At 57.8% G+C, this 24688-nt stretch carries 28 protein-coding genes; 14 read left to right on the top strand and 14 right to left on the bottom strand.

Going from position 1 to position 24688, the window contains the following annotated elements:
• Positions 1–22: 22 nt before the first annotated feature.
• Together trpE and LKR43_RS05250 are read right to left on the bottom strand one after the other, a co-directional pair.
• Positions 23–1543 carry an anthranilate synthase component I gene (gene trpE / locus LKR43_RS05255; RefSeq protein WP_227682895.1) on the bottom strand — a complete coding sequence of 507 codons (1521 nt, stop codon included), beginning with the start codon at positions 1541–1543 and terminating at the stop codon, positions 23–25.
• Between the two features lie 206 nt (positions 1544–1749).
• A complete protein-coding gene (locus LKR43_RS05250) occupies positions 1750–2442 on the bottom strand; it encodes a phosphoglycolate phosphatase (RefSeq protein ID WP_227682894.1) in 693 nt (230 codons plus the stop codon).
• 98 nt (positions 2443–2540) lie between these two features.
• Between LKR43_RS05250 and LKR43_RS05245 the strand changes: the two genes are divergently transcribed.
• Positions 2541–4400 carry a bifunctional diguanylate cyclase/phosphodiesterase gene (locus tag LKR43_RS05245; RefSeq protein ID WP_227682893.1) on the top strand — a complete coding sequence of 620 codons (1860 nt, stop codon included), beginning with the start codon at positions 2541–2543 and terminating at the stop codon, positions 4398–4400.
• 36 nt (positions 4401–4436) lie between these two features.
• On the opposite strand, the gene rpe is transcribed toward LKR43_RS05245, so the two are convergent.
• The gene (gene rpe / locus LKR43_RS05240) at positions 4437–5138 is read right to left on the bottom strand and encodes a ribulose-phosphate 3-epimerase (RefSeq protein WP_227682892.1); all 702 of its coding nucleotides are present in this window, start codon (positions 5136–5138) and stop codon (positions 4437–4439) included.
• A 130-nt stretch (positions 5139–5268) separates the two neighbouring features.
• Between rpe and apaG the strand changes: the two genes are divergently transcribed.
• The 4 genes from apaG to LKR43_RS05220 are packed head-to-tail and all read left to right on the top strand — an operon-like array spanning position 5269 to position 8919.
• Positions 5269–5643, top strand: coding sequence for a Co2+/Mg2+ efflux protein ApaG (gene apaG, locus LKR43_RS05235; RefSeq protein WP_227682891.1), 375 nt, complete (start codon positions 5269–5271; stop codon positions 5641–5643).
• Positions 5644–5661: 18 nt separating this feature from the next.
• Positions 5662–6951, top strand: a complete 1290-nt coding sequence (locus LKR43_RS05230) for a murein transglycosylase A (protein WP_227682889.1) — start codon at positions 5662–5664, stop codon at positions 6949–6951.
• Complete coding sequence (locus LKR43_RS05225) at positions 6948–8117, top strand: FAD-dependent monooxygenase (RefSeq protein ID WP_227682888.1); 1170 nt, start codon at positions 6948–6950, stop codon at positions 8115–8117. The genes LKR43_RS05230 and LKR43_RS05225 overlap by 4 nt, the downstream gene beginning before the upstream one ends.
• 31 nt (positions 8118–8148) lie before the next feature.
• Positions 8149–8919 (top strand): DsbC family protein, encoded by a 771-nt coding sequence (locus tag LKR43_RS05220; protein ID WP_227682887.1) that lies wholly within the window; start codon positions 8149–8151, stop codon positions 8917–8919.
• Positions 8920–8943: 24 nt separating this feature from the next.
• Here the strand turns inward: LKR43_RS05220 and LKR43_RS05215 are convergent, their stop codons facing one another.
• Positions 8944–9297, bottom strand: a complete 354-nt coding sequence (locus LKR43_RS05215) for a hypothetical protein (protein ID WP_227682886.1) — start codon at positions 9295–9297, stop codon at positions 8944–8946.
• A 149-nt stretch (positions 9298–9446) separates the two neighbouring features.
• On the opposite strand from LKR43_RS05215, the gene LKR43_RS05210 reads away from it, so the two are divergent.
• Positions 9447–10688 carry a TIGR03862 family flavoprotein gene (locus LKR43_RS05210; RefSeq protein WP_227682885.1) on the top strand — a complete coding sequence of 414 codons (1242 nt, stop codon included), beginning with the start codon at positions 9447–9449 and terminating at the stop codon, positions 10686–10688.
• Between the two features lie 13 nt (positions 10689–10701).
• Here the strand turns inward: LKR43_RS05210 and LKR43_RS05205 are convergent, their stop codons facing one another.
• The 3 genes from LKR43_RS05205 to LKR43_RS05195 form a co-directional block, all read right to left on the bottom strand.
• The gene (locus tag LKR43_RS05205) at positions 10702–11307 is read right to left on the bottom strand and encodes an FUSC family protein (RefSeq protein ID WP_227682884.1); all 606 of its coding nucleotides are present in this window, start codon (positions 11305–11307) and stop codon (positions 10702–10704) included.
• 23 nt (positions 11308–11330) lie between these two features.
• Positions 11331–11528, bottom strand: a complete 198-nt coding sequence (locus tag LKR43_RS05200) for a hypothetical protein (protein ID WP_227682883.1) — start codon at positions 11526–11528, stop codon at positions 11331–11333.
• Between the two features lie 180 nt (positions 11529–11708).
• On the bottom strand, positions 11709–11882 hold the full coding sequence (locus LKR43_RS05195; RefSeq protein WP_227682882.1) for a hypothetical protein: 174 nt from the start codon (positions 11880–11882) through the stop codon (positions 11709–11711).
• Positions 11883–12054: 172 nt separating this feature from the next.
• On the opposite strand from LKR43_RS05195, the gene LKR43_RS05190 reads away from it, so the two are divergent.
• Positions 12055–12480, top strand: coding sequence for a PAS domain S-box protein (locus tag LKR43_RS05190; protein ID WP_227682880.1), 426 nt, complete (start codon positions 12055–12057; stop codon positions 12478–12480).
• A 53-nt stretch (positions 12481–12533) separates the two neighbouring features.
• A complete protein-coding gene (locus LKR43_RS05185; protein WP_227682879.1) occupies positions 12534–13727 on the top strand; it encodes a M20 aminoacylase family protein in 1194 nt (397 codons plus the stop codon).
• A 41-nt stretch (positions 13728–13768) separates the two neighbouring features.
• On the opposite strand, the gene LKR43_RS05180 is transcribed toward LKR43_RS05185, so the two are convergent.
• The 3 genes from LKR43_RS05180 to LKR43_RS05170 form a co-directional block, all read right to left on the bottom strand.
• Positions 13769–15514 carry a multicopper oxidase family protein gene (locus LKR43_RS05180; protein ID WP_227682877.1) on the bottom strand — a complete coding sequence of 582 codons (1746 nt, stop codon included), beginning with the start codon at positions 15512–15514 and terminating at the stop codon, positions 13769–13771.
• A 10-nt stretch (positions 15515–15524) separates the two neighbouring features.
• Complete coding sequence (locus LKR43_RS05175) at positions 15525–16610, bottom strand: RCC1 domain-containing protein (protein ID WP_227682875.1); 1086 nt, start codon at positions 16608–16610, stop codon at positions 15525–15527.
• A gap of 282 nt (positions 16611–16892) precedes the next feature.
• Positions 16893–17072, bottom strand: a complete 180-nt coding sequence (locus LKR43_RS05170; RefSeq protein WP_227682873.1) for a hypothetical protein — start codon at positions 17070–17072, stop codon at positions 16893–16895.
• Between the two features lie 225 nt (positions 17073–17297).
• Here LKR43_RS05170 and LKR43_RS05165 point away from each other — a divergent pair, with 225 nt between their 5' ends.
• The 3 genes from LKR43_RS05165 to LKR43_RS05160 are packed head-to-tail and all read left to right on the top strand — an operon-like array spanning position 17298 to position 19990.
• Complete coding sequence (locus LKR43_RS05165; RefSeq protein ID WP_255675972.1) at positions 17298–18998, top strand: ribonucleoside triphosphate reductase; 1701 nt, start codon at positions 17298–17300, stop codon at positions 18996–18998.
• Between the two features lie 49 nt (positions 18999–19047).
• Positions 19048–19257 (top strand): anaerobic ribonucleoside-triphosphate reductase, encoded by a 210-nt coding sequence (gene nrdD, locus LKR43_RS16185; protein ID WP_255675971.1) that lies wholly within the window; start codon positions 19048–19050, stop codon positions 19255–19257.
• Entirely contained in the window at positions 19175–19990 is an 816-nt protein-coding gene (locus LKR43_RS05160; RefSeq protein ID WP_255675970.1) for an anaerobic ribonucleoside-triphosphate reductase activating protein, read from the top strand. The genes nrdD and LKR43_RS05160 overlap by 83 nt, the downstream gene beginning before the upstream one ends.
• A 23-nt stretch (positions 19991–20013) precedes the next feature.
• On the opposite strand, the gene LKR43_RS05155 is transcribed toward LKR43_RS05160, so the two are convergent.
• Positions 20014–20373: a DUF5368 domain-containing protein gene (locus tag LKR43_RS05155; RefSeq protein ID WP_227682871.1), complete on the bottom strand. Its 360-nt coding sequence runs from the start codon at positions 20371–20373 to the stop codon at positions 20014–20016.
• An 18-nt stretch (positions 20374–20391) separates the two neighbouring features.
• Positions 20392–21741, bottom strand: a complete 1350-nt coding sequence (locus LKR43_RS05150) for an NAD(P)/FAD-dependent oxidoreductase (protein WP_227682869.1) — start codon at positions 21739–21741, stop codon at positions 20392–20394.
• A gap of 89 nt (positions 21742–21830) precedes the next feature.
• Here LKR43_RS05150 and LKR43_RS05145 point away from each other — a divergent pair, with 89 nt between their 5' ends.
• From LKR43_RS05145 to LKR43_RS05135, 3 genes are read left to right on the top strand one after another with little or no spacing between them, the layout of a single operon-like run.
• Complete coding sequence (locus LKR43_RS05145) at positions 21831–22142, top strand: metalloregulator ArsR/SmtB family transcription factor (protein ID WP_227682867.1); 312 nt, start codon at positions 21831–21833, stop codon at positions 22140–22142.
• 19 nt (positions 22143–22161) lie between these two features.
• Positions 22162–22722 carry a rhodanese family protein gene (locus LKR43_RS05140; RefSeq protein ID WP_227682865.1) on the top strand — a complete coding sequence of 187 codons (561 nt, stop codon included), beginning with the start codon at positions 22162–22164 and terminating at the stop codon, positions 22720–22722.
• Positions 22719–22907 carry a DUF2892 domain-containing protein gene (locus LKR43_RS05135; RefSeq protein WP_227682864.1) on the top strand — a complete coding sequence of 63 codons (189 nt, stop codon included), beginning with the start codon at positions 22719–22721 and terminating at the stop codon, positions 22905–22907. The genes LKR43_RS05140 and LKR43_RS05135 overlap by 4 nt, the downstream gene beginning before the upstream one ends.
• Before the next feature lie 33 nt (positions 22908–22940).
• Here the strand turns inward: LKR43_RS05135 and LKR43_RS05130 are convergent, their stop codons facing one another.
• Positions 22941–24227 (bottom strand): arsenic transporter, encoded by a 1287-nt coding sequence (locus tag LKR43_RS05130; RefSeq protein WP_227682863.1) that lies wholly within the window; start codon positions 24225–24227, stop codon positions 22941–22943.
• Positions 24228–24297: 70 nt separating this feature from the next.
• Positions 24298–24624, bottom strand: coding sequence for a helix-turn-helix transcriptional regulator (locus LKR43_RS05125; protein ID WP_227682862.1), 327 nt, complete (start codon positions 24622–24624; stop codon positions 24298–24300).
• Between the last annotated feature and the right edge of the window lie 64 nt (positions 24625–24688).

The raw sequence follows: 24688 nt of genomic DNA, 5'->3' as shown, positions 1-24688 counted from the left end.
TCTCCGGGCTATGCGTTGCGTATTAAATAGGTTCATCAAGGCCAAACTGGACTTGCTCGGCGGCGCGCAGGACGGCGCGTGCCTTGGCTTCCGTTTCCTGCCATTCTTTTTCAGGGTCCGAGTCGGCCACAATGCCCGCTGCAGCCTGCACGTACAGCATGCCGTCTTTAACAATGCCGGTGCGTATGGCAATGGCCACATCCATTTCGCCGCCATAGCTCAGGTAACCTGCGGCTCCGCCGTAAATGCCACGACGCACCGGTTCCAGCTCGTCAATGATTTCCATTGCCCGTACTTTCGGAGCGCCGGTCAGCGTCCCGGCCGGGAAGGAGGCACGCAGGACGTCCATATTGCTCATGTCGTCGTTCAGTTCGCCGGCCACGTTCGATACCAGGTGCATGACGTGTGAGTAGCGCTCGATGGTCATGGTGTCGGTTACTTTTACGGTGCCGGTCTTGGCTACACGCCCAACGTCGTTTCGGGCCAGATCGATCAACATGACGTGCTCGGCCCTTTCCTTGGGATCGGCGGTCAGCTCTTCGGCCAGCGCCAGGTCTTCTTCTGGCGTCGCGCCACGCTTGCGGGTGCCCGCCAAGGGACGGATGGTGATGATGTTCTTTTGCCGCTCGGCTTCGGTGACGACCTCCTGGCGGACCAGGATCTCCGGAGAAGAGCCCACGACCTGGAAATTGTCGAAGTTCCAGTAGTACATGTATGGCGAGGGGTTCAGCGAGCGCAAGGCGCGGTATAAGGACAGCGGCGAGTCACGAAAGGGTTTGGCAATGACCTGCCCGATCTGTACCTGCATCAGGTCGCCGGCGGCAATGTATTCCTTGGCCTTGAGCACGGCACTGATGTAGTCCTGTTTCTCGAAATCGCGCCGTTCAGTCGTTTGCATGCTGGCATAGGCGTAGGGAATCACTACGGGAGTGCGCAGCTTTTCGCGCAATTCCTTCAGGCGGCGCTTGGCCAGAACGTAGGCTTCAGGCCTGCCGGGATCGGCGTACACCATCAGATAGGTGCGTCCCGCAAGATTATCGACAATCACTAGTTCATCAACCTGCAGCAGCATGATGTCTGGCGTGCCTTCTTCCTGTCCGGCCGGGAAGGGTTTGACTGCAGGTCCAAGGCGGGGTTCTATGTGGCGCACGCTGTCGTAGCCGAAATAGCCCGCCAGGCCACCCGCAAAGCGGGGCATTCCGGGAAGAAGCGCGACTTTGAAGCGAGCCTGGTAGGCCTCGATGAAGCTCAGGGGGTCACCTTCGTGGGTTTCGACGACTTTTCCCTGGTGTACGACCTCTGTGGTCGTGCCGCTGGCACGTATGATCGTCTTGGCGGGCAGGCCTATGAAGGAGTAGCGGCCAAAGCGCTCACCGCCCACGACTGACTCCAGCAGGCAGCTGTTGCGCCCGCCCTCGGGGCCGCTGTGCGCCAGTTTCAGGTAAATCGCCAGGGGCGTGTCCAGGTCGGCATAGGTTTCCGCGATGAGAGGTATGCGGTTGTAGCCTTGTGCTGCCAGTGCGTTGAATTCGATTTCTGTCATGAGGGGTCTCTGTGTGGTTTACATACAGACCGGGACAGGAATCAAAAAAGCCCGGCCATTCATTGGTTCCGGGCTGCTTTCCTGGTAATGCTGACGGCACGAAAAAGACAGAGTCTTGGTGCCGGGAGTGAATTACCGCTACCCAGAACACAAACGCCACCAGCGCCAGTAGGCGCGGGGGGCTGCGGTGCAATAAAGGGTAGTGGTCATGATTCTTGGTATTCGGTTTTACAATTGGCGACCCAACGGGCTGCCTCGGCAATGGACGTAACTATATCATCGACTTCAAGATCACGCACGTCCATGCCTTCATTGTAGCCATAAGGGACTGCCAGCACGGTCAGTCCGGCTGCTCTGGCGGACAGCGCATCATTGACGGAATCGCCTACGGCCAAAGTCTGATGAGGCTCGGAATTCAGCAGTGAGCAGGCGTGCAGCCACGGCATGGGATGGGGTTTCTTCTGTTCGCAGGTGTCACCGCCGACCACACACTGGAAAAAACCTGCGATGCCTGCAAGCTCCAGCAGCGGCAGGGTAAATTCAGTGGGCTTGTTGGTGACGATGCCCATTTTGTAGCCGGCGTCGGCAAATGCCTGAAGCCCTTCCAGGGCGCCAGGATACGGAACGGAATTATGACCGTTGCAGGCATGGTAATGACGATTGAATAGCGTCAGCCCGTGCTCTATGTCGTTTTGGTCGGGCACTGTGCCGTTCGGGTTGTTCGACAGGGTGCGCTTCACCAGGTTTGCAGTGCCCTTTCCCACGTATGTGGCAATGGTTGATTCGGGCAGCAGGGGAAGCCCCAGATCTTGCCGCATTCCGTTGGCGGCCTGCGACAGGTCAGGGATGGTATTCAGCAAAGTGCCATCCAGATCGAAAAGTATGGTTGTCAATGTCATGTGGCTATACTATTGTGAAAAAATAACAGGCAGAATGTCAGCAGGCGTGAAGCATTGTAGCGTTTGCTGCATGTCTCCGAGAAGGTTCTAATTCAAACATGTCAGAAGCCCCGATTCACGGTGCAGCCTCGCAGGCCTCCAACACAGAAGTGCCCCTGCTGCAGGTGCCGGTTACGGCCGCCTTGAAAGCAGAGCTGCACTCTGTGTTGCAGGAAGGCATGCTTGATTCTGCATTTCAGCCTATAGCAGATCTGCGCACGGGCACGATCCTGGGCTACGAAGCCCTGGTGCGGGGGCCCGTCAACAGCCATCTCCACGACCCACGCCTGTTGTTTCACGTGGCCCGCGCATGCGGCCAATTGGCATCGCTGGAAAAGCGGTGCCTGAAATTGCACATGGATCGCTTCAATAGTCTGGGCATCCAGGGCAAACTGTTCCTGAACATGGGCGTAGAAGTACTGGCAATGTCCGGCCAGGAGGCCGGCATGCTGCTGAGCCACACCGGAGCCTTGTCGCCGGCGAACGTCGTTCTGGAAATTGTTGGTGCACAGGCCATCCCAGGATGCGGCCAGCTCAGGCAGGCAATCACGGAATACCGATCCGTCGGGGTACGGATTGCCATGGACGGGTTGGGCGAAGGCTATTCAAGCCTGAGACTCTGGATTGAACTCTGTCCCGAATACATCAAGATCGACAAATACCTGGTCCGCGACATCAACCAGGATCCTCTCAAACAACAATTCGTGCGCTCCATCTGCGACATCGCCAGAAAATCGGGTGCGCACGTGATTGCCGAGGGGATAGAAACCCTGCAAGAGTTCCATTGGATACGCAGCCAGGGCATACGCTACGGACAGGGGTACTTTCTGGCCGCACCAGATTACCCGCCGATCACAAGATTGCGCACGGAAATTCTTGAGGTATTGCCCACGCCGGCGCTGCATCAGCAATTCTCTACCTCGGAGCACCTGACGCCGACCGTCAGCAGTATTTTGCGTCAGGTGCCGGTAGTCGAGCACAACAGGCCAATTGCAGATGCCTATGCCATTTTTAGCGAGCAATCCGAATTGCAGCTGGTGGCCGTATTACGCGATGGCGTGCCCATCGGCCTGCTTTACCGTGCACGCCTGCTTGAGCGCATGGCGAGGCCTTCTTATCGTGCGCAGCGTGGCGAGCAGCCTTGCGCCGACTTCATTGAAACCCAGCCCATCATTGTTGACCACCAGACCACCCTGCAGGATATCGGACACTTGATCTCCGAGGTCACTTCGGGCCATCAGTTCGACGGGTTCATCATTACCCGACAAGGTAACTATCAGGGTGTGGGTACAGGCTTTGATCTGATCCGCGAGATTACAGCGCTGCAAATCAAGGCCGCCAAGCACGCCAACCCGCTGACGCAGCTGCCTGGTGGGGTGCCCATCAACGAGCACATAGACGTTATGCTCAACAGCAAGGTTGCCTTCTGCGTCTGTTATGTAGACCTTGATCACTTCAAGCCCTTCAACGATTCATACAGCTATCGCAAGGGTGATGCAGTCATACAGACGGCAGCAAGCCTGCTTGCCGAGCATATTGATCCGGATGTCGATTTCCTGGGGCATATAGGCGGGGACGACTTCATTATCGTCTTTCGCAGCACCGACTGGCGCGAGCGCTGCCAGCAGATACTTGACCGCTTTGCCCGGGAAACCGTAATTTTTTATCAGCCCGCGCACCTTGAGGCCGGGGGCTACGTTGCAGAAAACCGGCAGGGCGAGCCGGTTTTTCATCCCCTTATCAGTTTGTCGATAGGGGCGGTGAAGGTGGCTGCAGGTATGCCCCTGACCAGCTATCAGATTGCCGAATTCGCCTCGCGTGCCAAAAGCCAGGCGAAAAAGATTCCGGGTAATTCCATATTCGTCGAGCGGCGGTCATTGTTGCCAGGCAGCGCATTGAAAACGCGAAAACGGCAATAATGCCCTTGGGCCGCTGACAGCAAGGCGTCGCCCGGTTCAGACGGACACTGATTCACCCTTGAGAATTTCGCTGCGCAAGGCATCGATCACTGCCTTGTAATCAGGCTGGCCGAAGATGGCGGAGCCGGCCACGAAAGTATCTGCGCCGGCAGCCCGTATCTCTGCAATATTGTTGACCTTGACGCCTCCGTCGATTTCAAGGGCAATGGCTTGCCCGCCATTGTTTTGCCAGCGGTCGATTTTCTGGCGGGCCATGGCCAGCTTTGCCAGCGTTCCGGGGATGAAGCTCTGACCACCAAAGCCCGGGTTTACCGACATCAACAGCACTACATCCAGCTTGTCCATGACGTGATCCATCCAGTGCAGGGACGATGCAGGATTAAATACCAGCCCTGCCTTACAGCCATGCTCTTTGATCAGAGACAAGGTTCGGTCAACATGGCGGGACGCCTCGGGGTGAAAGGTAATAATGTTGGCCCCGGCCTTGGCAAATTGCGGGATAATGGCATCGACCGGTTCAACCATCAGGTGCACGTCGATGGGCGCATCAGTGTGGGGGCGCAGGGCCTCACAGACCATCGGTCCTATTGTCAGATTGGGAACATAGTGGTTGTCCATTACGTCGAAATGGATCCAGTCGGCACCTGCGGCCACGACGTTCCTGACTTCTTCGCCCAGTCTGGCGAAGTCGGCGGCCAGCAAGCTGGGGGCTATACGGGTAGGTTGGGTAAATGGCATGTGCGTAAAATCGGTTAAGGTGCAATAACAAGGCGTGAATATGTCATTATTGCAGGTTGGCGCCGGCTATTCTGCCAATATTACGGTTTTATTCATGGCCGGCCAATACTATTCAAGGAGTTGCGTAGGCATGAAGCCATATGACATTGCGGTTACGGTTACGCCACAGTACCTGCCTGATCAGTCCGAGCCCAATGAGCAGCAGTTCGTATTCGCCTATACGGTCCGAATCACCAATAATGGCCAGCATGCGGCCCAGGTTGTCAGCCGTCACTGGATTATTACCGACGGCAATCAGCGTGTCCAAGAGGTACGTGGACTGGGCATCATTGGCCAGCAGCCTTTGCTCAAGCCGGGCGCCAGCTTCGAATACACCAGTGGTTGTCCGCTGCCTACGCCTGTAGGGTCCATGAAAGGGTCTTACCATTGTGTAGGTGAAAACGGTGTGCCATTCGACGTACCCATCCAGGAATTCGTGCTGGCTATGCCGCGTACACTGCACTAAACCCGACTTCGCGAGTCTATGAAAAGAATATTGTCCCTTACTGCGCTGCTGGCCGTGCTGGCTGGCTGCAGCAGCGTTCCCGTTACGCCCGACGGTGCCTCCCCCGGTGCGCCCGACGCGCCCATCAATATTGCCGAACAGCCCTTGCGTGTTCCTGCGTTGGGTGCGTTGCCGGAAACGCCGGCCAGATCATTGGCTGGCAAATTCCAGCAAACATCCTGGGCCTCTTTGCCGGGTTGGCAAAACGACGGCCTGGATCATGTCTGGAAAGCCTTCATCAACAACTGCAAAGGGCTCATGCGCCCCGTATCGGGCTCGCTGGTTCAGCAGGCGCGAGCCACGCCGCGTGTGTGGCAGCCTGTTTGTGCTGCGGCGGCACAATCCGGCTTGAATCCCGACAGTGCACCGTCAGCCAGTGTGCGCCAGTTTTTGCAGACGCACTTGCAACCCTGGCGCTTGCTCGATGCTGCCGGCAAGCCTGCGCGCAATACCGTTACCGGCTACTACGAGCCTTTGGTGCATGCATCGCGCAGCCGCCAGGGTGACTACCAATGGCCGTTATACGCGGTGCCCGATGACTTGTTGACCATAGACCTGGGCGCGGTTTATCCGGATCTGGCAGGCAAACGAGTACGCGGCAAAGTGGTGGGCAAGCGTGTCGTGCCCTACGACACCCGTGCCGAAATTGCTGCATCGCCTGATCGCCAGCCGCGTGCCATAGTCTGGGTCAACGATCCGGTTGAAGCTTTTTTCCTGCAAATACAGGGCTCCGGCCGTGCGCAGCTGACTGACGGCTCTACCATACGTCTCGCCTACGCCGACCACAACGGCCGCCCTTATATGTCCATAGGGCAATGGCTGGCCAAAAAAGGCGAGCTGAAGCTGGCACAGGCCTCCATGCAGAATATCAAGACCTGGGCGAAAAATAATCCTTCACGAGTGCAGGAAATGCTCAATGCCAATCCGGCGATGGTGTTCTTCAGTGAAGAAGCTGTTATCGATCCCGAGCTGGGGCCCAAGGGCGCCTATGGCATACCCTTGATCGGGCAGCGCGCCGTGGCGGTGGATACCCAGTTCGTGCCCCTGGGCGCGCCGCTGTACCTTTCTACGCGTCAGCCGGCATCCAGCACACCGCTGCAGCGCCTGGTGTTTGCCCAGGATACGGGCGCGGCGATCAAGGGCGCAGCGCGTACTGATTACTATTGGGGATTCGGTGATGAAGCCGGCGCCCTGGCGGGCCGCATGAAGCAGCAGGGTGAAGTCTGGGTGCTGTGGCCCAAGCAGGCAGGAGCTCCTTCGGCGCGATGAGTAAAGAATCCATATTGGTGTGCGGCAGCGGTATTGCGGGCCTGGCCATGGCGCTGGGTCTGGCCAGGGCCGGCTTCCAGGCCTCGCTGCTGGGTCCGCGCACGCCCCCAAAGGCTTTGGGGCCCGATGTGTATCACCCACGGGTCTATGCCATCTCCAGCAGCAGCCAGGCGCTGCTTGATCGTCTGGGTGTCTGGAACATGCTCGACATGGCGCGCGTGACACCGGTCGAGGCCATGGAAGTGTATGGCGATGCCAGCGGTGCCGTGCATTTGCATGCCTGGCAGGCGGCCCAGACCAACCTGGCCTGGATAGTCGAGTCCGGCGAGCTTGAGCGCGTACTGCAGCAAGCTGTGCAGGTATTTGGCATTGTCTGGCATGCGGAAAGATTTCAAAGGCTGGAATCATCAACGGTTTTCACTGATACCGGGCGTGCCTTGAAACCGGACTTGCTGGTGGGTGCAGACGGCGCACAGTCTGCGGTTCGCAAGGCGGCCGGCATCAGCCACAAGTCGCGTGCATATGGTGACCAGGGCGTCGTCGTACATTTGACCAGCGAACTGCCGTCACAGAATGTGGCTATGCAGTGGTTTACCGGGGAAAGCATTCTGGCTTTGCTGCCCATGCCTGATACCTCCGACGGCCATCAAGTCTCCATGGTCTGGTCCGTGCCTGATGACATGGCGAAAACCTTGCTGGCCCTGCCCGAATCCGAGCGCAATCAACAACTGGAAACCCGTCTGTTGGCGGCGACCGGAGGCCGGCTGGGGCGTTTGCGGGTCCGTAGTCCGATGTTTGGTTTCCCGCTGTTCCTGGAAAGCAGCGGCATGGTCGCTCCCGGTGTTGCACTGATCAGTGATGCAGCGCATCGAGTGCATCCTCTGGCCGGGCAGGGGCTTAATCTGGGGCTGGGTGATGTACACGACCTGTTGAACGTACTGACATCCAAAGAGTCTTATCGACGGGTGGGCGATACTCGTGTGCTGAGCCGATATCGTCGTGCCCGCGCCGAGCCCATTCTGGCCATGAGCATGACCACCGATGGCTTGCACAGATTGTTTGCCAACCGGACTGCGGCCGCTTCCTGGGGGCGCAATACGGGCATGCAGATGGTCGACAGAATTCCTTTCCTCAAGCGCATGCTGATCGGCGGCGCAGGCAGATAAACATGCTTTTCAAGTAATTTTCGGGGATTTTATGTTGTTGAAATTAAAAATAATGGCGGCGGGCCTGGCCTTGGCTGCGTCACCCGCTCTAGTGCAGGCGCAGGCTGTATCCCAAGCCGGCGAGACCGCCAAACCGGCCCAGACGGCAACCCAGGGCGCAGCAACGCCAGAAACGGTGCGGACGGCTTTCGAGGGTCGGTTCCCCGGAATTCAGATCAAGGAGGTCAGGCCTACGCCCTTCCCGGATCTCTTCGAAGTACAGATAGGTCGTGATCTCGTCTATACGAACGCAACGGCCGAATTCGTCCTTCAGGGTGCGCTTATCGATGCCAGGAACCGCCGCGACCTGACCGCTGAACGCATGGAAGAGCTGTCCAAGGTTGCCTTCGATACCTTGCCGCTTGAACTGGCGGTGCAGCAGGTGAAAGGAGATGGTTCACGCAAGATAGCGGTGTTTGAAGATCCTAACTGTGGCTATTGCAAGCGCCTGCACCAAACGCTGAAGCAAGTCGACAACATCACGGTTTACACCTTCCTGTTCCCAATTTTGTCGCCTGACTCGACCGAGAAGGCCCGTAATATCTGGTGCGCGGAAGATCAGGCCGCGACCTGGCGCGCCTGGATGCTGGACGGGATTGTGCCGCCGGAAGCGGTGTGTGAGACGCCGGTTGAAAAGGTGCTGGCGCTAGGACGGGGCATGATGGTGCAAGGTACACCTGCCATTATCTTTGCCGACGGCACACGCGCCAATGGCGCGTTGCCGCTGGATGCGCTGAACCAAAGGCTGGCAGCTGTAAAGTAGTTGCCAGCCTTTGGCGGTGCGCCGTTAGTCGTCGTGACGGTGATGCCGTTTGTGATGGTGCTTCTTGTAGTAATGCTTGCCGCGATATTTGCGGCTGTCTGCATAGCGTCGATCAGATCGGTACGAGCGATCATGGTCCTTCCAGTGACGGTGATACTTGCGGTCTTCTGTAAGTATGTTCCCCAGCACGCCGCCTGCGGCAGCGCCGCCCAGGGTCATCATGACGTCGCCCTCTGACAGCACGGCGCCGGCAGCGGCACCCAGGCCGGCACCCAGTATGGTATTCGTTGTTTTATCGTCGGCGGAGGCGGTGCCTACAGTGGCCAGAGAGATTAACCCAGCCAACGCAACCCTGGCGATGTGACGGCTTAGCTTCATGGTCCTGCTCCTGATGTTTAACATGAAGGCCAGCGTAATCGAGCAAACTTGTGCGGAGCAAGTGTTTGATGTGCCTTTGCATTGCATTGAAATAAATTAGAGTCTGCCAGAAGTCTCTTGTTACGCTCTTGTATCTGACTGGAACCTTAATGCCAAAAATGCGCAAGCATTTATCGAGTTTTTCTGTTGCTGTGATCGGAGGCGGGCCTGCCGGCTTGATGGCTTCCGAGGTCTTGCTGAATGCCGGGGTGCGGGTTGACCTTTACGATGCCATGCCCTCGGTGGGGCGCAAGTTCCTGCTGGCCGGCCGCGGTGGTCTGAACCTGACACACAGCGAGCCTGCCGAGGCTTTTCGTGCGCGCTTTGGCGCGCGAGCCACGCAGGTGGCATCATGGCTTGATGATTTCGATGCATTGGCGCTGCGTGAATGGGCACATGGCCTTGGTATAGACACTTTCGTCGGTTCCTCGGGGCGGGTTTTTCCGAAGGAAATGAAAGCGGCGCCCTTGCTGCGCGCCTGGCTGCAGCGTTTGCGCAGCAGTGGGTTGTCCCTGCATGCACGACACCGGTGGCGAGGCTGGATCGAAGATGGTGCATTAGTGCTTGATACGCCAGAGGGCCAGGTGTTCAGACGGCATGACGCCACCGTGCTGGCCTTGGGCGGAGCCAGTTGGGCGCGCCTGGGGTCTGATGGTGCCTGGCAGATAGTGCTGGCCGGCAAAGGTGTCGGGATCGAACCCCTGCAACCGGCCAATGGCGGCTTTCTGGTGGACTGGAGTGCACATTTTTCAGAACGCCATTCCGGTGAACCCTTGAAATCCATTGCCATGGCACCGGCCGGCCTACCCATGCGGCGCGGCGAATGCATGATCACATCGGATGGGCTGGAAGGCGGGCTGATCTATGCCTGGTCATCCATCTTGCGTGACGCTTTGCTGGCGCAGGGTGAGGCGCAGCTGCATATCGATTTGCTGCCGGATCGCGACCACGCCCGTGTGCAGCGTGAAGTTGCTCATTCGCGAGGTTCGCGCTCATGGTCCAGTCATTTGGGCAGCCGTCTTGGGCTGAAGGGGGCCAAGCTTGGGCTGCTGCGTGAGTGCCTGTCAAAAGAAGACTTTGCCGACGTTGGCCGGCTGGCGCAGGCTATCAAGTGCCTGCCTGTGCGTTTGCATGGCATGCGGCCTTTGGACGAGGCCATCAGCACGGCAGGGGGCGTGAGCTTTAATGACCTGGATGACAGCCTGATGCTGCGAGCCTTACCTGGCGTGTTCTGCGCAGGAGAAATGATCGATTGGGAAGCGCCGACGGGCGGCTATTTGCTGACGGCCTGTTTTGCCAGCGGTCACGCTGTGGGGAAGGGCGTATTGCGCTACCTTGACACCACGTCATAACGGCGCACGCGACCTATTGATTGCGCCGCCAGAGCTTGAACTTGCCGTGGCGTCGTGCCAGGTAGGCATGGTCGTCGACTGTCGAGAAAATCACCGCAAAGATTATGCCTATGGCGGCGCCGACTATAGTGTCGATCACGCGCTCCACAGGCATATTGCTGTGTGCCACAGGCGCGGCCAGGTGTGTCATCAGCAATGCCATGGGTGTAATGGCGACTTGCCCCAAGGCATAGTTAAAGCCAATGACGACTTCGGTGATGTACTGGAAAAACACGACGGCAATGGCAATAGCCCAGAACGAGGGATTCTGGGCGAGAATTGCCCAAACAATACAGGCGCCCAGAACCGTACCTGCCATGCGCTGCAATGACCGATTCATGGTCAGGTGCAGATGAGCTCCCTGCATGACTGCAGTGGCGCCAATAGCGGCCCAGGCGGTGGCGATCGTACGTTCGCCAACCGTGGCCAGGCTGTCTACCGGGCCAAGTACGGCACCCGCCGCAAAAACAAAAATGACAGCCCCGGGCCCGCCTCCCAGGCGCCAGGCGGATACGGCCAGGGTGTAGAGTCCGGCGGATAATGCCAGCACCAGCACCATAACCGGGCGCGAGGCGCCCATATAGCTGATGAGTGAGGGAATCGTTACGCCGGGGCAACCAGCAAAAGTCCGCAAATCAGGACAATGCGGTGGCGGTCACGCTGCGAGGAGTAGCGCCCGAACAAGGCCGCCAGTGCGCCCAGGGCGGGAAAACCCACCAGATGCGGCCAGGGCGACAGATGCACCGTGGCAAGAAGCGACCAGCAATGCCAGGGCTGCCTGGAGGCCGGCAATATTGGCAATTTTCAACGATGGCGGAGCGGCAAGCAGCACGCTTTCCAGGAGCTGCCGGCGGCTGAGCAAATGAGTGGCCGAGTGCCGGCGCGTGATATTGCCCATACATATTACATCGTGAAGGCGAGAACCAGGCAGTGCAGCCGTTGTCGCACGCGGACTATGATCGATAACGGCTGCGGGCGCGCTTACTTGAGTGTGTCGGCGGTTTGCTCCGGGGTTTCGCCCTTGGCGTGCAAAGAGAGCAATGGAGGTTGATTCTGGTGGGCGCGCTCTTGCAGCAGGCGCATTTCCAGCGAGGGGGTGTACTGCTTGACCTTCCAGTTGCGATAGGGCGAGGAAACTTGGTTGATTGCGGGCATTTCAGACTCCGGGTAAGCAATGTTCATCACTGTATCCAATAGCTGCTTGGCACCATCCATTTATGGATGAGGCCTAATGCTCGCATACCTACGTTTCAAAATTGCGGCAGTTCCATCATTGAGGTCGTGTGGCGGTACTATCAAGTGATAGTGAATTTTGGGGAAAAATATTATGAGCAATGAACCCTTGCTGGCCGAAGGAATTATCGACCAGGTATCCGACGCCCTGATCTACGTTGATCGTGCGGGCAACATCGCGCGCTGGAATCAGGCAGCCTGTGCCCTGTTCGGCTTCAGCGCTGGCGAAATGCTGGGCAACGGTCTTGATCCCATCATCCCTGAACATTTACGTGCGGCTCATTGGGCCGGTTTCAATGCAGCCATAGAGCATGGTCAGACCAAACTGCAAGGGCGGCCGACACTGACCCGCGCCGTGCACAAAAGCGGGCGCAAACTTTATGTGGAAATGACTTTTGCGCTGGTTAAGGACGATAGCGGATCGGCAGTGGGATCGGTCGCCATGGCGCGCGATGTGACTGCACGAGTAGAAAAAGAACGGGCCGCCAGGGTGGCCAGTACAGGTACTGGCTCTGCTTAGATACTGATTCGGTACACTTTGGGTTTCCTGGTTCTATCAAAGCGATACTTTTCATGCCGCTACTCGACGCTATCGTCGCCCAGGCCGATGCGCTACGCGCCATCCGCCGAGATATCCATGCACATCCCGAACTGGCTTTCGAAGAGACCCGTACGGCTGATCTGGTTGCCGAACGGCTTGAGGCCTGGGGCATTCCGATACATCGCGGCCTGGCGAAAACCGGCGTGGTGGGCATCATACGCGGCGAAAGGCCCGACAACGGACGTACGGTGGGGCTGCGCGCCGATATGGACGCATTGCCGATGCAGGAAGCAAATACGTTTGAGCATGCCAGTCGCCACCCCGGCAAGATGCATGCCTGCGGCCACGACGGCCACACCACCATGCTGCTGGGTGCGGCCCAGTACTTGGCCGCGCACCGTGATTTTGCCGGAACCGTATATCTCATCTTCCAGCCCGCCGAAGAGCAGGCCGGTGGCGCCCGTGAAATGGTCAAGGAAGGCCTGTTTGAGCAGTTCCCCATGGATGCGGTATTCGGCATGCACAATATGCCGGGTATTCCCAGCGGCACGTTTGCCCTGTCGCCGGGGCCGGTGCTGGCCTCGAACAGCGAATTCACTGTAACGGTGCGCGGCAAGGGCGGCCATGCCGCCATGCCTCATCTGGGCGTAGATCCTTTGCCCATAGCCGCGCAGATTCTGGGTGCGTTCCAGAACATTGTCAGCCGGAACAAGAAGCCGCTGGATGTCGCGGTCATATCGGTGACCATGATTCACGGCGGAGAGGCCGTCAACGTTATTCCCGATACTTGCGAGATGCGCGGTACGGTTCGTGCCTACACCACTGAAACGCTGGATTTGATTGAGCGGCGCATGCGCGAGATTGCCGAATTGACATGCAGTGCCAACGAGGCGCAATGCGACTTCGACTTCCAGCGCAAGTATCCTGCCACATTCAACCACGAAGCAGAAACCGAGTTTGCGCGTGGTGTGATCGCGGAGATTGTGGACGAGGGTCAGTTGATTACACAAACCCCCATCATGGCCGCCGAAGATTTCGCCTTCATGCTGGAGGTCAAGCCAGGCTGCTATGCCTTCATAGGCAATGGCGACGGCGACCATCGCGAGGAGGGGCACGGCCACGGGCCATGCCTGGTGCATAACACCAGCTACGACTTCAACGATGAGGTATTGCCGCTCGGGGCTACCTATCTATCCAGGCTGGCGTTGTCATGGCTGGACAGATAGGCCGGCCCAGCCATGCCGTGCATGGCGTTTGGCAACTGTAATCATGCAACCACTTCAACCAGCTCCATCATGCCCATATCTTCGTGGTCCAGTGCATGACAATGCCAGACAAACTTGCCGGTGAAGTCGGTAAAGCGACTGCGGAAGGTGATGGACGTAGGTTGGGTGGTCGTGCCGCCCGGAGCTAATGGAATGGTATCCGCCCAATAGGGTTCGATGTCTTCGCCATTGACCTTGATGACATAGCAGTCGTTGATGTGAATATGGAAGGGATGCGGATAGCCGCTCATGTTATAGAGCGTCCATTCCTCGACGGCATTGAGTGCTACGGTCTGGGTTGCTGCCAGCGACGATTGGAAAGGCGCAAGCTTGGTTCCCTCGTTGCCCGTGGCAAACACCGTGTTGGCCAAGGAAGAGCCATCGGCTTGGGGTACAAACCATTCTTCGTCAGCCGGGATAGGCTGGGGGAACAGTGAGCTGTCCTTGTTGGCGATGGCCAGAACCACAGCACGCGTCTTGCCGCCATGCTCGGCCAGTTCGGCATCGGTAATGGGCAGGAAGTTGTTATACAAGGGCAACTGGCTTGGGCTGGGCAGATCCATTTCGACCGGCGCGCCTTCAACGACTATGCGCGCCACGATTTCCTGGTTCATGCCTGAAGGTGCCTTGGCAGAACGCAAGTAGTAGGTGCCCGGTGTTTTGCTGGCCTGCACCAGTATGGAATCGCGATTGCCCGGATACATGATGCTGCCAGGCCAATGGGCGTTGTCTGTTTGGGCCGCAGTACTGGCGGTGATGGGACGGTAATGACGCTGGAACGTGTTTCCGTCGCGGGCGTAATACCACATGGTGTGCTCGTCGAGCACCGGATTGAAGGGATAGAAGGCGTCTGAGTTGATCAGATGCCAGTTCTGGATTTCCCCGGGGCGCATCACGATAGTGGGCTGATAGGCACCGTTAAGCATGAATGCACCGTTGGTGTTGGCCACGTAGTCATACAGTGTGTCGCTGGTGCCGGTATCGGAAAGGTTCAGCCGGTGCACGAAAATGACTCGTTCGCGGATGCTGTCGTTCAGGTTGAAGTCGTTACGCGGCGTATTGATCACAATGGCGCCGAACATGCCGTTGATTACCTGGGTGGCCGTTGAGCCGTGCAAATGAGGGTGATACCAGTAAATTCCGTTGACGTGATGTGGCGGCAGGGCGATTTCATGCTGGCGGTCGGCGCCCGGCTTGACGCCCGCATCGGGGGTATCAACCACATAATCGCCAAAAACCCCGGGACGGATCTCTTTGGGATCGACGTGCAGCCCATGAAAATGCAGATTGGTGCTGTTCTGGTAATTCAGATAGCTCAGTGAAGATACATCGGGATCATTTTCGGGCAGCCTGTTCTTGAGCAAAAGGCGCAAAGTGTCGCCGGCATTCATGTACAGGGTGGGGGCCAGGCCACCGCTGTTAAAGCTGCGTAAGTGGGCGTTCACCAACTGCGAAGTGCCGGGGTAGACGTCTTGTGCGCCTGCTGCGAACTGAACGCTGTTGCTGGCATACGCAGCCACCAGCTCTATATCGATAAGGCCGTCCTTGGCGTAGATGCGGGTGGCTTCAGGCAGGGTGTCTTCGGTGGCTGCCTGACTGTCGCCGCTGCCGCAACCAGCCAGCGGCGGCAGTATCAGGCCGGCCGACAGACCCATGGACCAGCGCAATACATCGCGGCGCTTCGGGTTGGCAGGATTGACTGTGGCTGCCAGTGGTGCACCGGCGCGGTATGGGTCGCTTTTGTTCATGCTGATGCCCTCAGGCCAGATGGATGGGATTGGGGGTCAGGATTACTGTGTCTTGGGCGGGTCGGCCGCAGGCGGCGCTGCGGTTGTCGCCCCAGGCAAAAATAGTTGCGTCATCGCTGACCAGAACATGACCTGCACCAGCGGCCAGGCGGGTGACAGGCGGCAGGCCGGAAATCTGCACCGCTTTCGGAGATGAATGCGGTTGCGGCAAACCGATTTGCCCCAGTCCATTCCAGCCCCAGGCAAAGACTTCGCCCTGGTCGGCAAGGGCGGCGGTGTAGAACTGCCCGCCGTCTATCTGGCGTACTGGGAAATCAAGCTGGATTTTTACAGGTTCAGCAAAAAAAGCCGCGTCGGCGCTGCCGGTCTGGCCATGATTGTTTGCGCCCCATGCCCACAGTTGGCCATTTGCATCGAGTGCCATGCTGTGCGTATCGCCGGCAGCAACTTGAACAACAGGATCAGGCAGGGCAAGTTTGCGCGGAGTGTCGGAGGATTTAAGGGTTCCGTGGCCCAACTGACCAGCCTGGTTTGCACCCCAGCTCCAGACATTGCCGGACTGATCCAGGGCCAGAGCGTGTGCCGAACCGCAGGCCAGGCTGTCGATTGCAGGCAGATTCTTGATTTGCGCCTCGGTGTTGTGCGCCGGATGCGCTGGTCTGCCCAGTTGGCCCAGGTGATTGAAACCCCAGGACCAGATGCTGCCGTTGTTCAGTAGCGCCAGGCTGACGGTGTGCATGGTGGCCAGCTGCCGTATGCCTTGCGGGATGGCCTGAAGCTTTTGGTGGGCTGCTCCGTGGTCTGGTGCAATGACGGGACGGCAAGCCAGCAAAGCCCCGCTGCCGCAGGCCCCCAGTATGTGAACGCTGCCATCGGCGATCAGGTCAAAGGGCGTACCCGGGTTGAGCATTTGCGCATATGGCTGAGCGTAGCGGTGGTGGCCAATTTTGGATTTGTCTGTGGAGCAAATCTCTGCGGGAAGAGTTTCTTGTCGGTTTGGGTAGGCGGTTTTGAATGCCCCCCATCCCCAGGCAGTACCTTTGTTGTCGAGCGCTACGGAGCGTTGTGAACCTGCACTGATCTGGGCGATAGGCATGCATGTCTCGATTTATTAGTATTTGTTCCTAAATATATTAACCTGATTCTAGCCCTTAAATAAATACAGTTTCAAAAAAAGCCTGGCCCGGTATGAAACCAGGGCCAGGCTTTTTTGTTGCCCGTTAGCCGGGCCGGCTGAAAGCTTAAGCAGCTTTCTTCAGCGATTTTTTCAGCGCTTTGATCTTGCTTTCGTGCTTTGCCACTTTGGATTGGCGAGCTTTGATCTTTTGCTTGAGGGATTTGACGTTCTTGGACATATTGCGTTCCTTTCTAAAAAGGCCTATTCGCTGGATTCATGCTTTTTGATAAATGCGCGAATGAATAGCCTGATTTCACGAGCGGCGGTGGTGTCCAGTTCTTCGCATAGTTGCAGGAACTGTTCGCGCTCGGCGGTACTGATGCGTATCAGTAGCTGACTATCTTTTTTATTGGGCTTCACTTTAGTGGGTTTGCCTAGCATTTAGAGTACTCAAAAAAATGAAGCTCAAATTGAAAATATATATGCATTGTATATGCATTGATATAACAAGTCAATGCCTGGGCAATTAGGCTGCTCCGGCGCTGGGCTGCGAATTTGAGCTGGATTAAGGTTTTTGAAATTAGCTTGATGATTTCCTTGAAACACCATATGTAGTGGTTTAGAGTTTCACAAAACACTAAATATGGATATTTAAGGATTTACATCATGGCGCGGATTGATATACGGGCATCGGTAGACGAGTACCTAAGCCGGGCAGACTGGCGGGTTAACGCCAACGCGAATCAGGGCTATTCCCTGGGCGGGCTGATTCTGAATCTGTCTGGAAAAGTAATCGCCAACTACTGGCTGGATCATGTTTATCCATCGGACATAGGTCAGGCTCACCGCGAAGGCGACATACATATCCACGATCTGGATATGTTGTCCGGCTATTGCGCAGGCTGGTCGTTGCGCACGCTGTTGCACGAAGGCCTGAATGGCGTGCCAGGCACCGTGGAATCCGGGCCGCCGCGGCATATGTCCAGTGCTGTCGGGCAGATCGTCAACTTCCTGGGTACCATGCAGAACGAATGGGCTGGCGCCCAGGCCTTCAGCTCCTTCGACACCTATATGGCACCCTTTGTGCGCAAGGACGCCTTGAGCTACGAAGCCGTGCGCCAGTGCATGCAGGAACTGATCTACAACCTGAATGTACCGTCGCGCTGGGGCACGCAAACGCCCTTCACCAATCTGACCTTTGATTGGGTCTGCCCGGAAGACTTGCGCGAACAGGTGCCGGTGATCGGCGGTCAAGAGATGCCATTCACGTATGGCGCATTGCAGGCCGAAATGGATCTCATCAACCGCGCCTATATTGAAGTCATGATGGCAGGCGATGCCAAGGGCCGCGTTTTCACTTTCCCCATTCCTACTTACAACATCACGGAAGACTTCGACTGGCACAGCCCCAACGCTGAACTGCTGTTCGAAATGACGGCTCGTTACGGCCTTCCGTACTTTCAGAATTTCATCAACTCCGAGCTCAAGCCGAACATGATCCGCTCCATGTGCTGCCGCCTGCAACTCGATTTGCGAGAGCTGCTCAAGCGTGGCAATGGCCTGTTTGGCTCGGCCGAACAAACCGGCTCATTGGGCGTGGTCACCGTTAACTGCGCAAGGTTGGGGTACCTGCATGCCGGCGATGAAGCCGCCTTAATCGCTCGCCTGGATGAATTGCTGGCCTTGGGTCGCGACAGCCTTGAAATCAAGCGCAAGCTAATCCAGCAACTGATGGACGACGGCTTGTTTCCTTATACGCGCCGCTATCTTGGTACGCTGCGTAACCACTTTTCCACGCTGGGCGTGAATGGCATCAACGAGATGATACGCAACTTCACGCGCGGTGAGCACGACATCACCACACGCTGGGGGCATGAGTTCGCGCTGCGTCTGCTTGATCACGTGCGCGCGCGCATGGTGGAGTTCCAGCAGGCGACCGGCCATATGTATAACCTGGAAGCCACGCCCGCCGAAGGCACGACCTATCGCTTTGCCAAGGAAGACCGCAAGCGCTTTCCGGGCATTTTGCAGGCCGGTACAAACGAGATGCCTTACTACACCAACTCTTCGCAGTTGCCGGTGGGCTACACCGAAGACCCCTTCGAGGCCCTGGAGCGTCAGGATACCCTGCAATGCAAATACACCGGCGGCACGGTCTTGCACCTGTACATGACAGAGCCCTTATCCAGTGCGGCAGCCTGCCGCGAACTGGTCAAGCGCGCCCTGAGCCGTTTCCGCCTGCCCTATATCACCGTAACCCCGACTTTCTCGATCTGCCCGGTGCACGGCTATCTTAGCGGCAACCACCCATACTGCCCGAAATGCGACGAAGAAATTCTTGCACGCAAACAGCTGAAAGTCGCGTAAGGGCAGTGCCATCTTTCTCTACACCAACCTACTGAAAAAGGAGCCGACCATGTCAGCACAAAACCCCGTTATTGAATTGAAAAACGAAGAACGCCAACCGTGCGAAGTCTGGACACGCGTCATGGGCTATCACCGCCCTGTGTCCTCGTTCAACATCGGAAAGAAAGGCGAATTCCATGAGCGTCGCTACTTCACCGAAGGCGCTGCAGGCCTGGGCCGTGACGCAGCACATAGCCCGGCCGAAACCCTGGCTGCCTGATCACGCCGTGTCGACCGCTGCCTCGCCCACAAGCGTTACCCTGAAAGTCGGGGGTATCACGCCCTTTACCGCCACGGATTTCCCTGGCCGGTTATCGGCAGTGATCTTTGTGCAAGGCTGCCCCTGGCGCTGTGGCTATTGCCACAACCCCCACTTGCAGCAACGTACGGCACAGAGTCCTCTGGCCTGGAAGACCGTTCATGCTTTCCTGGCGCGCCGTGTCGGGCTGATCGACGCCGTTGTGTTCAGCGGCGGCGAACCCACCATGGATCCCGGCCTGGAAGCGGCTCTGCGTGAAACGCGCGAGCTTGGTTTTCAGATCGGGCTGCACAGCGGCGGCACGCATCCCAGGCGTTTGCGCCAGGTCTTGCCGCTGGTGGACTGGGTGGGTCTGGACATCAAGGCGACTGCGGCACGCTACGACGCCGTCACTCAGGTACGGGATAGCGGTGTCCCGGCATACGAAAGCCTGCAGGCCGTGCTGGAAAGCGGGGTAAGCCATGAAGTTCGCACCACCATTCATCCGCGCCTGCACGATGTCGATGAGATTCGCAGGCTGGCCCGGCAACTGGCCGATGCCGGCGTTACTGATTACGCATTGCAGGTATTTCGTACTACGGGCTGTCGGAATGACGATCTGAACCATTTGCGGTTTACCGATTATCCCGGCACACACCTGGTGCAGGAAATCGAAAACCTCTTCCCCAGATTCACCCTGCGCAAGGAAGGTTGAGTCCGGGTGGGGGGGCTAATGGCTCAGGCTGCCGGCTTGCGCGTTGCCGTGCCTACCCAGCCGATGGCTGTGTAGGCGATGACCGCGGTTCCGATTGCGCCCAACACGAATATCAGGGCAAGGAGAATCCAGTCGGCAGGGCCGGCGGCATCGCTGTAGCCGGATGACGAGACTTTCGCCATGAACACCAGCGCGATCACGCCGCCGAATAGGCCTATGAGTTCTGACCAGGCCAGGCGCCGCCAGGCGATTCTGCGTTCGCGCGCCAGCAGTGCGACGAAAGCCAGTGTGCCGACACCGACCAAGGCCAGCAGCAGCCACAGTAAGGGGCCGAGCATTTCCTGGAAGACGGCTAGAAACATTTGAGGGTCTAGTTCTTTCATATTGGGCTCCAGTCGGATTTACGCGCGGCCGCGCAGCATACTGATGTAAGTGGGTTTGAGGGCCATGGTCTTCACGACCCAGCTGACCCAGAGTTCTTCGAGCGGGGCGATCATGCCGGGGAATGATTCCACCAGATTGTTCTCGTAGTCGAATTCGATCAGCATCGCGCGCCCCAGGCGGGTGATCAAGGGACACGATGTATAGCCGTCGTAGCGCTGGTCGCTGCGGGCTCCTGCGATGTCGGCCACCAGATGGTCGACCGCGACGGGCACCTGCCACTTGACGCTGGCGGCGGTCTTTCCCTTGGGCACGCCAGCGATATCGCCCACACCAAAGACATCCGGATAGCGGATGTGGCGCAGCGTGTGGCGATCGACCTCCATCCAGCCTTCGGATGCCCAGTTGCCGGTTTGCCAGGGCAGGGGGCTGTTACGCACTACGGCAGGCGCACGCATGGGGGGAATGACATGGATGAAGTCATAGGACTGTTCCTCGGTGCCATCGGGTGTGCGGAATGTGGCAAGGCGGCGGCCAGGGTCGATGGCCGTGAGCACGCGTTCGTAGGTGACCGGGATATTGCGCTGCCGAAACAGCATGCGCACCTTTTCCGATACGATGGGAACGCTGAAGAGTGACTTGTTGTTCGAGAAGTACTCAATGGAGAGTTTGTCGCGCCGACCCTGGCGCGTTGCGATGTCTTCGGAAATGAAGGTGAATTTCAGCGGCGCGCCAGCGCACTTCATTTCCGTGCCGGGCCGTGTGAAGATGCCTCGGCCACCGCGCTCGATGAAGTTGTGCAATGCTTGCGAGCTGGCGTAGGCGGCTTCATGTCCGTTGTAGATGCTGGCAATGCCGTCTTTGCCGATCAGCCCCGGCTCCATGCCTTCGATCTCATCGTAGTGCAATGACAAGCCAGTGGCGACGATGAGGTAGTCGTAGGCCAGCGTGGTGCCGCCGGAGGTAACTACCTTGCGTGCTTCCGGGTCGATCTCGGCAACGCTTTCCTGGACCCAGTTCACGCCGGGCGGCAGGTAAGCTGCCGTGTCGGACACCACATACTGCTGCGGTTTCACCCCGGCGGCAACAAGCGTGTAGCCGGGTTGATAGAAATGCTGGCGGCGTGCGTCAATGATGGTAATGCTGGCGCCATCAAGCCGCTCGGCCAAACGAGAAGCGGCGGACAACCCGGCTGCCCCGGCGCCCGCGATCACAATGCGGGCGGATGTTTTGATACCCGCAGGCGCCGCCAGCGTGGGGGTGGGCAGAGCGGTGCTTAGGGCGCCAGCTGTGGCCAGGGCCAGAAAGCGGCGGCGATTTATATTTGCGTCGTAATCGGTGGAAGAATCGTGAGGGGAGCGTGGATGCATGAGATGTCCTTTCTCGACGGCAAACAGATACCAGTAGCTTTATTATATTAGAATATGCTAAATTAGAATAAACTAATTTGAAGTGAGCAATGAAATTCAGCGAACAAGACCTACAGATTCTTCAAGAAGGCGCCGGCAAGGCCGCAAGTCTGCTCAAGGCCATCGGCAATGAAAATCGGCTGCTGGTGTTATGCCTGCTGATTCAGCATGACGAGATGTCGGTAAGCACCATCCTGGAACGTGTGGGGTTAAGTCAGTCGGCGCTGTCGCAACATCTTGCGCGCATGCGGCAAGAAGGGCTGGTTTCGTATCGAAGAGAGTCCCAGGTGCTGTATTACCGTATTGCCAATCCGGAAGTCGAAAAGATCATTGCGGTGCTGAAGTCCATCTACTGCCCTTAACCATTGGGAGGTTTCACCTATGAAGGCATTGACACCCATGCAGGCCAGGGCCCTGACGGCGCAGGGCGCCGTGCTGGTCGATGTGCGTAGCGCAGACGAGCGCGCCCGCCAGTACATACCAGGTTCGTTGCATCTGCCGCTTGAGTCGCTCGAAGCCGCCGGGATGCCGCCCGAAATCAAACAGGGGGCGATCTTTTATTGCCGCTCGGGCAATCGCACCCGGCTGAATGCGGCCCTTATCTCGAATTGCATGCGGGGCCGCTGCCCAGACGACAGCCTGTATGTGCTCGAAGGTGGGCTGGACGCCTGGAAACGCGCCGGCCTTGACGTTGAACGCGACGTATCAAGACCTCTGGAATTGCAGCGGCAAGTGCATATTGCGGCGGGCACGCTGATTCTGCTTGGTGCGGTGCTGGGCGCCGCTGTGCATCCAGGTTTCTTTGGCATATCGGCTTTGGTCGGGGCCGGTCTGGTGTTTGCGGGCCTTACGGGTTTTTGCGGTATGGCGCGTCTGCTGATGAAGGCCCCCTGGAACCGACGATATCTCACGATTTCTACGACTGAAGGAGCGTCACGATGAAATACAACATTGGAACCATAGACCGGACATTACGCATCTTGATTGGTGTTGTCCTGATCGCACTGGCCGCCACCGGGACGGTCGGCTGGTGGGGCTGGCTGGGCGTCATACCCCTGTTAACAGGCTTGGTGCGAACCTGCCCCGCGTACTCGATACTAGGCGTGAACACCTGCAAGAAGGGTTGATATCAGATGGCAAGCCTTGCTTGCTGTACGGTGTCAGAAAGTGCTCAATCGCAAGGTCAGTGCCACCAGGGTGATCAGCAATACCGGCAGCGTCAGTACGATTCCTACCTTGAAGTAGTATCCCCAGGTGATTTTTACACCTTTACGTGACAGCACATGCAGCCACAAAAGCGTTGCCAGGCTTCCTATGGGTGTAATCTTGGGGCCAAGGTCGCTGCCGATGACGTTCGCGTAGATCATGGCCTCCTTGATGGGGCCCGTTGCCTGGCTGGCATCGATGGACAGTGCGCCCACCAGCACGGTGGGCATATTGTTCATGATGGAAGAGAGCAAGGCCGTAAGTAGACCGGTACCCAGTGTCGCGCTCCACAGGCCTTGATCCGCCATGGCGTTGAGCCATCCGGCGATCACGTCGGTCAACCCGGCATTACGCAAGCCGTACACCACCAGGTACATGCCCAGCGAGAACACCACTATGGGCCAGGGGGCTTCACGCACCACTTTCCGTATGCTGATGACATGGCCACGCCCGGCCACCAGCAGCAGAATGACTGCGCCTGTGGCGGCCAGGGCGCTGACGGGGATGCCAAAGCCTTCCAGTACAAAGAAGCTTGCCAGCAGAAAAGCGAGCACATACCATCCGGCGCGAAAGGTTGCGTGGTCGCGAATGGCCTCTGCTGGCCGTTTGAGTTGGCTGGCTTTGTAATAGGTCGGGATACTGTTGCGGAAATAGATCAATAGCACGATCAAGGTGGCCGCCACCGAGACCAGGTTCACGGGCGCCATCACCGCTGCGTATCGCGCAAAACTGATGTCGAAGAAGTCCGCCGATACGATGTTGACCAGGTTCGACACGACGAGCGGGAGACTGGCCGTATCTGCGATGAAGCCGGCCGCCATGACGAAAGCAAGCGTTGCCGCCTGACTAAATCCGAGGGCGAGCAGCATGGCCATCACGATGGGAGTGAGTATCAGCGCTGCACCGTCGTTGGCGAAGAAGGCCGATACAGCCGCACCAAGCAGAATGATCAGCGAGAACAGCAGGCGGCCATGGCCTCCACCCCAACGTGCGACATGCAGGGCAGCCCACTCGAAGAAACCTGCTTCATCAAGCAGCAGGCTGATAATGATGATGGCGATAAAGGTGGCGGTGGCGTTCCAGACAATATTCCAGACAATGGGGATATCGCTGAAGCTGACTGCACCGAAAGCCAGCGCCAGCACGGCGCCAAGGCTGGCGCTCCAGCCGATATTGAGCCCCTTGGGTTGCCAGATGACCAGCACGATGGTGAGCAGGAAGATAAGCAGTGCGACAAGCACGGGAGATTCTCTTTATTCTGGAAATGGAGGCACTGTTTGATGACCGAGGACTGGACGTTTCGCAGGCTTTTTATAAGAACGGCGTGATATCACTTCTGACCGGCAAGCAGGGGTTCCCGCCGCAGCAGTTATCCGTCAGGTATGCCAGCAGCGAGCTCATGGTGCCGAACTCTGCCGAATAAAAGACAAATCGGCCTTCCTGGCGAGACGTCAGCAGGCCCGAATGAACGAGTTCTTTGAGGTGGAAAGTCAGGGATGACGGCGGCACTTCAAGAAGCTCGGCCAGCCGCCCGGCATGCAGCCCGGCAGGGCCGGCTTGTACCAGCAAACGATAAGCTTCAAGGCGCGACTCGTGGGCGATTGCGGCTAACGCCCGCACAGCGTCTTTAGTGTTCATTCCGTTTTCAACTCAGATAAATTAAATACTATAGTTCGATAATAATCGAAATAACGAATTTATG

It is taken from the genome of Pusillimonas sp. MFBS29, from assembly GCF_020687695.1.
Taxonomy (GTDB): domain Bacteria; phylum Pseudomonadota; class Gammaproteobacteria; order Burkholderiales; family Burkholderiaceae_B; genus Pusillimonas_C.
Note: the sequence above shows the minus strand (reverse complement) of the source record. Positions and strands in the feature narration are given on the sequence as shown.

What these genes read in the sequence shown, in the direction of transcription:
- trpE (WP_227682895.1), bottom strand. Translation starts at nt 1,543, where the DNA reads ATGACAGAAATCGAATTCAACGCACTGGCAGCACAAGGCTACAACCGC.
- LKR43_RS05250 (WP_227682894.1), bottom strand. Translation starts at nt 2,442, where the DNA reads ATGACATTGACAACCATACTTTTCGATCTGGATGGCACTTTGCTGAAT.
- LKR43_RS05245 (WP_227682893.1), top strand. Translation starts at nt 2,541, where the DNA reads ATGTCAGAAGCCCCGATTCACGGTGCAGCCTCGCAGGCCTCCAACACA.
- rpe (WP_227682892.1), bottom strand. Translation starts at nt 5,138, where the DNA reads ATGCCATTTACCCAACCTACCCGTATAGCCCCCAGCTTGCTGGCCGCC.
- apaG (WP_227682891.1), top strand. Translation starts at nt 5,269, where the DNA reads ATGAAGCCATATGACATTGCGGTTACGGTTACGCCACAGTACCTGCCT.
- LKR43_RS05230 (WP_227682889.1), top strand. Translation starts at nt 5,662, where the DNA reads ATGAAAAGAATATTGTCCCTTACTGCGCTGCTGGCCGTGCTGGCTGGC.
- LKR43_RS05225 (WP_227682888.1), top strand. Translation starts at nt 6,948, where the DNA reads ATGAGTAAAGAATCCATATTGGTGTGCGGCAGCGGTATTGCGGGCCTG.
- LKR43_RS05220 (WP_227682887.1), top strand. Translation starts at nt 8,149, where the DNA reads ATGTTGTTGAAATTAAAAATAATGGCGGCGGGCCTGGCCTTGGCTGCG.
- LKR43_RS05215 (WP_227682886.1), bottom strand. Translation starts at nt 9,297, where the DNA reads ATGAAGCTAAGCCGTCACATCGCCAGGGTTGCGTTGGCTGGGTTAATC.
- LKR43_RS05210 (WP_227682885.1), top strand. Translation starts at nt 9,447, where the DNA reads ATGCCAAAAATGCGCAAGCATTTATCGAGTTTTTCTGTTGCTGTGATC.
- LKR43_RS05205 (WP_227682884.1), bottom strand. Translation starts at nt 11,307, where the DNA reads ATGGGCGCCTCGCGCCCGGTTATGGTGCTGGTGCTGGCATTATCCGCC.
- LKR43_RS05195 (WP_227682882.1), bottom strand. Translation starts at nt 11,882, where the DNA reads ATGCCCGCAATCAACCAAGTTTCCTCGCCCTATCGCAACTGGAAGGTC.
- LKR43_RS05190 (WP_227682880.1), top strand. Translation starts at nt 12,055, where the DNA reads ATGAGCAATGAACCCTTGCTGGCCGAAGGAATTATCGACCAGGTATCC.
- LKR43_RS05185 (WP_227682879.1), top strand. Translation starts at nt 12,534, where the DNA reads ATGCCGCTACTCGACGCTATCGTCGCCCAGGCCGATGCGCTACGCGCC.
- LKR43_RS05180 (WP_227682877.1), bottom strand. Translation starts at nt 15,514, where the DNA reads ATGAACAAAAGCGACCCATACCGCGCCGGTGCACCACTGGCAGCCACA.
- LKR43_RS05175 (WP_227682875.1), bottom strand. Translation starts at nt 16,610, where the DNA reads ATGCCTATCGCCCAGATCAGTGCAGGTTCACAACGCTCCGTAGCGCTC.
- LKR43_RS05170 (WP_227682873.1), bottom strand. Translation starts at nt 17,072, where the DNA reads ATGCTAGGCAAACCCACTAAAGTGAAGCCCAATAAAAAAGATAGTCAG.
- LKR43_RS05165 (WP_255675972.1), top strand. Translation starts at nt 17,298, where the DNA reads ATGGCGCGGATTGATATACGGGCATCGGTAGACGAGTACCTAAGCCGG.
- nrdD (WP_255675971.1), top strand. Translation starts at nt 19,048, where the DNA reads ATGTCAGCACAAAACCCCGTTATTGAATTGAAAAACGAAGAACGCCAA.
- LKR43_RS05160 (WP_255675970.1), top strand. Translation starts at nt 19,175, where the DNA reads ATGAGCGTCGCTACTTCACCGAAGGCGCTGCAGGCCTGGGCCGTGACG.
- LKR43_RS05155 (WP_227682871.1), bottom strand. Translation starts at nt 20,373, where the DNA reads ATGAAAGAACTAGACCCTCAAATGTTTCTAGCCGTCTTCCAGGAAATG.
- LKR43_RS05150 (WP_227682869.1), bottom strand. Translation starts at nt 21,741, where the DNA reads ATGCATCCACGCTCCCCTCACGATTCTTCCACCGATTACGACGCAAAT.
- LKR43_RS05145 (WP_227682867.1), top strand. Translation starts at nt 21,831, where the DNA reads ATGAAATTCAGCGAACAAGACCTACAGATTCTTCAAGAAGGCGCCGGC.
- LKR43_RS05140 (WP_227682865.1), top strand. Translation starts at nt 22,162, where the DNA reads ATGAAGGCATTGACACCCATGCAGGCCAGGGCCCTGACGGCGCAGGGC.
- LKR43_RS05135 (WP_227682864.1), top strand. Translation starts at nt 22,719, where the DNA reads ATGAAATACAACATTGGAACCATAGACCGGACATTACGCATCTTGATT.
- LKR43_RS05125 (WP_227682862.1), bottom strand. Translation starts at nt 24,624, where the DNA reads ATGAACACTAAAGACGCTGTGCGGGCGTTAGCCGCAATCGCCCACGAG.